Below are 6,243 nucleotides of genomic sequence, written 5' to 3'. Positions count from 1 at the left end.
GTCAACCCCTCCGCTTCATTTCGTTGTCACCCGAAGGTGAGAACCAAATGGCGAAGAATCCATGGACCCTTCGCCCGACTCAGACCTAAGTGCTTGATTTTCAAGCCGCTTCAGCGTCTGCGCCGGAAGTGGGGCGCATTATAGGGGAGATTCAGAGCAGGTCAACAGTTATTTTACGATTGAGTTGCAGCGGATCAATTCGGCCATGTCCCTGACCGCCTGCTTGAAGCCCACGAAGACCGCCTGGGCAACGATGGCATGGCCGATGTTCAGCTCGTTAATACCCGGCAGCGCCGCGATGGGCTGGACATTATGGTAGTGCAGGCCATGACCGGCATTGACCACCAGCCCGAGGCCGGTGGCGAATTCCACCGCCCTGGCCAGGCGCTGCAGCTCATGGGCCTGCGCTTCCTGGGTCTCGGCTTCGGCATAGCGACCGGTGTGCAACTCGATCACCGGAGCACCGCTGTCCTTGGCCGCCTGAATCTGCTGCAGATCGGGATCTATAAAGAGGGACACTTCCGAAGCGGGCAGTGCGGCGATGGCGTCACGGATGCGCTGCACCTGACCCAGCACATCCAGGCCACCTTCGGTGGTCAGCTCTTCCCGGCGCTCGGGCACCAGGCAGACGTGCTCGGGCCGGATCTCCTGGGCAAAGGCCAGCATCTCGGGGGTCAGGGCGACTTCGAGATTCATGCGGGTCTGCAGGAGGTCGCGCAGCAGGCGGACATCCCGCTCCTGGATATGGCGACGGTCCTCGCGCAGGTGCAGGGTGATGCCATCCGCCCCTGCCTCCTCGGCATCCAGCGCCGCCTTGACCGGATCGGGATAGCGGGTACCCCGGGCCTGGCGCAGGGTGGCGACATGATCGATGTTGACGCCCAACAGAACACGACTGAACTCTTTCATGGCTTATTCACTTGGCTTGGCGAACAATTCGCGACTCATCAGGGGTTTGCTGCCCAGGTGCGGCGCCAGGGCCTGGCGCATCAGGCGCTTGGCAGCGCGGACTACGGTGGGATCGTCCCACTCGCCACGCTCCAGTGCCAGGATTTCCGCGCCGGCCAGACAGCCCGGGCGAACTTCGTCGACGGCTTCGAAGCCCTGGTCCGGAATGAAGCGATAGAGGCGCTGGGCGTCGATGGCCTGGCCATCCAGCGCCAGCGACAGCGAGAAGCCGTAGCCCAGCAGGTCGAGCAGGCGCCATTCGAAGGTACGCAGCAGGGGCTCGACCGGTCGCCCCTGGGCGAGGGCCGCCAGGGTCAGACCATAGAGTTCGAAAAGCGCGGGATAGGGATCTTCGGCGGGCAGTAGCCGGACCAGCAGCTCATTCAGATAGAAGCCGCTGAACAGCGCCTGCCCCTGGAGCAGATAGGGCGGCGCCAGGGCCGCCACCTTTTGCAGATTCTTCAGCTCCCCTCGCCCACTGAGCTGAGCCTCGAGGGGAATGAAGGGCCTGGCCAGACTTCCGGAGCGGGAGCGGGCCGCGCGCAACACCGTACGGACCCGGCCGAAGGCGCCGAACACGTCCACCAGCGCACTGCTTTCCCGATAGGGACGCGCATGCAGGACGAACAGCGGCTCGGACGCCTGCATCGCTAGAGGTCGGAATAACCCAGAGAGCGCAGGGCGCGCTCGTCATCGGACCAGCCGCCTTTGACCTTGACCCAGAGATTGAGCATGACCTTGGCGTCGAACAGGGTTTCCATGTCCTGGCGGGCTTCCTGGCCGATGCGCTTGATGCGCTCGCCGGCCTGGCCGATGAGGATCTTCTTCTGGCCATCGCGCTCGACCAGGATCAGGCCGTGGATGTGCAGCACCCCGTTGTCGTACTTGAATTCCTCGATCTCGACAGCGACCTGGTAGGGCAATTCGGCCCCCAGCTGACGCATGATCTTTTCGCGGATCAGCTCGGCCGCGAGGAAACGACTGGATCGGTCGGTGATCTGGTCTTCGGGGAAGAAGTGCTCGCCCTCCGGCAGGCGCTCGGCCACCAGCTCTTCGAGGGCGTCGAGATTGTGGCCGTGCTGGGCGGAGATCGGAATGAGCGTGGCTTCCGGCAATTGCTCCTGCAGCCATTGCAGGTGCGGCAGCATGTCGGCCTTGTCTTCCAGACGATCCAGCTTGTTGACGGCGAGCAGCACCGGGCACTTCACGAAGCGTACCCGCTCCAGCACCATCTGGTCTTCGTCGGTCCAGCGGGTACGATCGACCACGAACACCACGACGTCCACATCGCGCAGGGCGGTGACGGCCGTCTTGTTCATGAAGCGGTTGAGCGCCTTCTGGTTTTCCTTGTGCAGACCGGGGGTATCCACATAGATGGTCTGCACCTCACCCTCGGTCTTGATGCCGAGCATGTTGTGCCGGGTGGTCTGCGGCTTGCGCGAGGTAATGGCCAGCTTCTGCCCGAGGATATGGTTGAGCAGCGTGGACTTGCCGACGTTGGGACGGCCGACGATGGCGACGTAGCCGCACCGCGATGCCTTCAGCTCATCATTCATGACCATTCTCCACGCCCAGGGCGATCAAGGCCGCCGAGGCGGCTATCTGTTCGGCGATACGGCGACTGGCGCCCTGCCCCGTCGTCTTTTCGTTGAGCATGGCGATCTCGCATTCGACAAAGAAGACCCGGCAATGGGGCTCTCCCTCGATGGCGACCACCTCGTAGCGCGGCAGGTCGCACGCCCGCGCCTGGAGAAACTCCTGCAGGCGGGTCTTGGGATCCTTGTTGGTATCCACCGGCGTCAGCTCGCGCAGTTGCGGGCCGAGCCAGGCCATGACCCGATCCTTGGCCGCATCCATGCCGGCATCCAGATAGATGCCGCCGATCAGGGCTTCCATGGCATCGGCAAGAATAGATTCGCGACGGAAGCCGCCGCTCTTCAGCTCACCGGACCCCAGGCGCAGGTAGTCACCCAGCTCGAAGCTGCGCGCCAGCAAGGCCAGGGTCTCGCCTTTCACCAGCTTGGCGCGCAGGCGGGACAGCTGGCCTTCGCGGGCCTGGGGGAAATGATCGTAGAGGGCTTCGCCGATGATGAAGTTGAGGATGGCGTCGCCGAGGAATTCGAGGCGTTCGTTGTTGCGACCGGCAAAGCTGCGGTGCGTGAGGGCGAGCAGCATCAGGTCCGGGTCCTTGAAGGTATAACCCAGCCGACGCTCGAGGCGATCTAGAGATAATGTCACGGGAGATTTATACGGAAATCACGATTGAAACGAACGACCAGATCGATGTTGCGGATCAGGTGTTCACGTTTTTCATAGTCGAGGTGGATCTGCAGGTGGTTGCCGTCGGCTTCGACGCGCATGGCCTTTTGCAGATCGAGATTACGGATGTCGTTCACCTGCATACCCTTCCCCACGTAGCTGTAGACGTCGGACACGCTGCGAATCTGGTTATCGGGGTTGTCGCCGATGGATTCGATGACCTTGGTCAGAGCATTGTAGTCCAGGTAATGCGGCACGAGCTTCATGGCCGTACTGGCCAGGAAGGCGATGACGCAGAGTGCGAGCAGACCACCGAGAAACGACAGCCCCTGCTGACGCGACGGACGACCGGACACTCTGCGTTCATTCATCTGATGATACCTACGCGAGACAGGGTGGGCATGCTCTGCAGCTTGGGCTCCGGCCAGCTCAGCCAGACGGCGAAGGCCTTGCCGACGATGTTACGGTCGGGAACCATGCCGAGCAGGTCACGGGGAATGTTGGGATCGTCCCAGTAGCGACTGTCGTTGGAGTTGTCGCGGTTGTCACCCATCATGAAGTAGTGACCGGCCGGCACCTTCCATTCGTGGTCGGGCTCCATGCGGTAGCGGGTCATCTCTTCGCGGATCAGGTGCTCGGCCTTGCCGAGTTGCTCCTTGAACAGCTTGACGCTGCCCAGGGAACCCGGCTCGTCACCCACCAGTTCCTCGCTGACGCGCTGGCCGTTGATGTACAGCTGCTTGTCGCTGGTATAGCGGATTGTATCGCCCGGCACCCCAATGACGCGCTTGATGTAGTTGACGCTGGGATCGCTGGGATAGCGGAACACCATGACGTCGCCACGCTGCGGATCACCGATCGGGATGACCTTGAGGTCGATCACCGGCAGGCGGATGCCGTAGGCGAATTTGTTCACCAGGATGAAGTCGCCCACTTCCAGGGTCGGCTTCATGGAGCCCGAAGGAATCTGGAACGGCTCCACCAGGAAGGATCTCAGGATCAGCACGATGGCCAGGACGGGAAAGAACGACTTCCCGTACTCGACCAGGGCCGGTTCCTTGTTCAACTGCTCCAGTACCGCGGGATCAGGCTCGCTGACCTGCTGCCCGTAGGTCTGGATCGCCTTGCGACGACGCGGTGCGAGCACCAGCAGATCGATGAGTGCCAGGGCGCCGCAGACGGCGACCGCGAGAACCAGCAACAGAGGGAAGTTCCAGGACATGGGCTTCAGCTATCCACCTTGAGCACGGCCAGGAAGGCCTCTTGAGGAATCTCTACGCTACCAACCTGCTTCATGCGCTTCTTGCCCGCCTTCTGCTTTTCCAGCAGCTTGCGCTTACGGGACACGTCACCGCCGTAGCACTTGGCCAGAACGTTCTTGCGCAGCGCCTTGACCGTGGTCCGGGCCACGATCTGACCGCCGATGGCCGCCTGGATCGCCACGTCGAACATCTGCCGCGGGATCAGCTCCTTCATCTTCTCGGTCAGGGCGCGACCCTTGTAGTGCGCCTTGTCGCGATGGACGATCAGCGCCAGGGCATCGACCTTCTCGCCGTTGATGAGGACGTCGAGCTTGACCAGGCTGGCGGCTTCGAAGCGATCGAAGCTGTAGTCCAGCGACGCATAGCCACGGCTCACCGACTTGAGGCGGTCGAAGAAGTCCAGGACCACCTCGTTCATCGGCAGGTCGTAGCTGACCTGCACCTGGCTGCTGAGGAACTGCATGTCGCGCTGGACGCCACGCTTCTCGATGCACAGGGTGATGACGTTGCCCAGGTGCTCCTGGGGTACCAGGATGTTGGCGCGCACGATGGGCTCGCGCATCTCGGCGACGGAGGCCAGGTCCGGCAGCTTGGACGGGTTGTCGACATAGATGATGCTGCCATCCTTGAGCACCACCTCGAACACCACGGTCGGCGCGGTGGTGATGAGGTCGAGATCATATTCGCGCTCCAGGCGCTCCTGGATGATCTCCATGTGCAGCATGCCGAGGAAGCCGATGCGGAAGCCGAAGCCGAGGGCCTCCGAGCTTTCCGGCTCGTATTGCAGGGCCGCATCGTTGAGGGTCAGCTTCTGCAGGGCTTCGCGGAAGTCCTCGAAGTCGTCGGAGCTGACCGGGAAGAGACCGGCGTAGACCTGCGGCTTGACCCGCTGGAAGCCCGGCAGCATGGCCACGTCCGGGGTGGCGCTGAGGGTCAGGGTGTCGCCGACCGGGGCGCCGAGGATTTCCTTGATGCCGGCGATGATGAAGCCCACTTCGCCCGCCTTGAGATCGACCGTCTCGGTGTGCTTGGGCGAGAAGACGCCGACGCTGTCGACCTGGTGCACCTTGCCGGTGGACTTGACCAGGATCTTGTCGCCCTTCTTTACCCGCCCGTGCTTGACGCGCACCAGCGAGACGACGCCCAGGTAGTTGTCGAACCAGGAATCGATGATCAGCGCCTGCAGAGGCGCGTCGATCTCGCCCTCGGGCGGTGGAATGACCTTGACCAGTTGCTCGAGGACATCGGGTACGCCCATGCCGCTCTTGGCACTGCAGGGCACGGCGTCGGTGGCGTCGATGCCAATGATGTGCTCGATCTCGGCCTTGACCTTGTCCGGCTCGGCCTGGGGCAGGTCCATCTTGTTCAGCACCGGCATGACCTCGAGGCCCTGCTCGATGGCGGTATAGCAGTTGGCGACCGACTGGGCTTCCACGCCCTGCCCCGCATCCACCACCAGCAGGGCGCCTTCGCAGGCGGCCAGCGAACGGCTGACTTCATAGGTGAAGTCGACGTGGCCGGGGGTGTCGATGAAGTTGAGCTGGTAGGTCTTGCCGTCCTGGGCCTTGTAGTACAGCGTGACGCTGTGGGCCTTGATGGTGATGCCGCGCTCGCGCTCGAGATCCATGGAATCCAGGACCTGGGCCTCCATTTCTCGGTCGCTCAAACCACCACAGATCTGGATGAACCGATCCGCAAGCGTCGACTTGCCGTGATCGATGTGGGCGATGATGGAGAAATTGCGGATATGGCTCAGATCACTCACGAATCAGCA

At 62.5% G+C, this 6,243-nt stretch carries 7 protein-coding genes; all 7 read right to left on the bottom strand.

Going from position 1 to position 6,243, the window contains the following annotated elements:
- Positions 1–168: 168 nt before the first annotated feature.
- From pdxJ to lepA, 7 genes are read right to left on the bottom strand one after another with little or no spacing between them, the layout of a single operon-like run.
- The gene (gene pdxJ / locus QKY98_RS19770; RefSeq protein WP_144947271.1) at positions 169–909 is read right to left on the bottom strand and encodes a pyridoxine 5'-phosphate synthase; all 741 of its coding nucleotides are present in this window, start codon (positions 907–909) and stop codon (positions 169–171) included.
- 3 nt (positions 910–912) lie between these two features.
- The gene (gene recO, locus QKY98_RS19765) at positions 913–1,596 is read right to left on the bottom strand and encodes a DNA repair protein RecO (protein ID WP_027598582.1); all 684 of its coding nucleotides are present in this window, start codon (positions 1,594–1,596) and stop codon (positions 913–915) included.
- Positions 1,597–1,598: 2 nt separating this feature from the next.
- Positions 1,599–2,504 carry a GTPase Era gene (era, locus tag QKY98_RS19760; protein WP_027598581.1) on the bottom strand — a complete coding sequence of 302 codons (906 nt, stop codon included), beginning with the start codon at positions 2,502–2,504 and terminating at the stop codon, positions 1,599–1,601.
- The gene (rnc, locus tag QKY98_RS19755) at positions 2,497–3,186 is read right to left on the bottom strand and encodes a ribonuclease III (RefSeq protein WP_007161997.1); all 690 of its coding nucleotides are present in this window, start codon (positions 3,184–3,186) and stop codon (positions 2,497–2,499) included. Before rnc ends, era begins: the two co-directional genes overlap by 8 nt.
- Positions 3,183–3,578 carry a DUF4845 domain-containing protein gene (locus QKY98_RS19750; protein ID WP_284671436.1) on the bottom strand — a complete coding sequence of 132 codons (396 nt, stop codon included), beginning with the start codon at positions 3,576–3,578 and terminating at the stop codon, positions 3,183–3,185. The genes rnc and QKY98_RS19750 overlap by 4 nt, the downstream gene beginning before the upstream one ends.
- Positions 3,575–4,429: a signal peptidase I gene (gene lepB / locus QKY98_RS19745; RefSeq protein ID WP_027603058.1), complete on the bottom strand. Its 855-nt coding sequence runs from the start codon at positions 4,427–4,429 to the stop codon at positions 3,575–3,577. Before lepB ends, QKY98_RS19750 begins: the two co-directional genes overlap by 4 nt.
- 5 nt (positions 4,430–4,434) lie before the next feature.
- Positions 4,435–6,234, bottom strand: coding sequence for a translation elongation factor 4 (lepA, locus tag QKY98_RS19740; protein WP_007161994.1), 1,800 nt, complete (start codon positions 6,232–6,234; stop codon positions 4,435–4,437).
- Positions 6,235–6,243: the final 9 nt, after the last annotated feature.

The sequence above is a fragment of the Pseudomonas sp. HR1 genome, from assembly GCF_030175875.1.
GTDB lineage: Bacteria > Pseudomonadota > Gammaproteobacteria > Pseudomonadales > Pseudomonadaceae > Chryseomonas > Chryseomonas oryzihabitans.
Note: the sequence above shows the minus strand (reverse complement) of the source record. Positions and strands in the feature narration are given on the sequence as shown.

Excerpts from the sequence above, each read along its gene's own strand:
- pdxJ (WP_144947271.1), bottom strand. The coding sequence starts at position 909 with ATGAAAGAGTTCAGTCGTGTTCTGTTGGGCGTCAACATCGATCATGTC.
- recO (WP_027598582.1), bottom strand. The coding sequence starts at position 1,596 with ATGCAGGCGTCCGAGCCGCTGTTCGTCCTGCATGCGCGTCCCTATCGG.
- era (WP_027598581.1), bottom strand. The coding sequence starts at position 2,504 with ATGAATGATGAGCTGAAGGCATCGCGGTGCGGCTACGTCGCCATCGTC.
- QKY98_RS19750 (WP_284671436.1), bottom strand. The coding sequence starts at position 3,578 with ATGAATGAACGCAGAGTGTCCGGTCGTCCGTCGCGTCAGCAGGGGCTG.
- lepB (WP_027603058.1), bottom strand. The coding sequence starts at position 4,429 with ATGTCCTGGAACTTCCCTCTGTTGCTGGTTCTCGCGGTCGCCGTCTGC.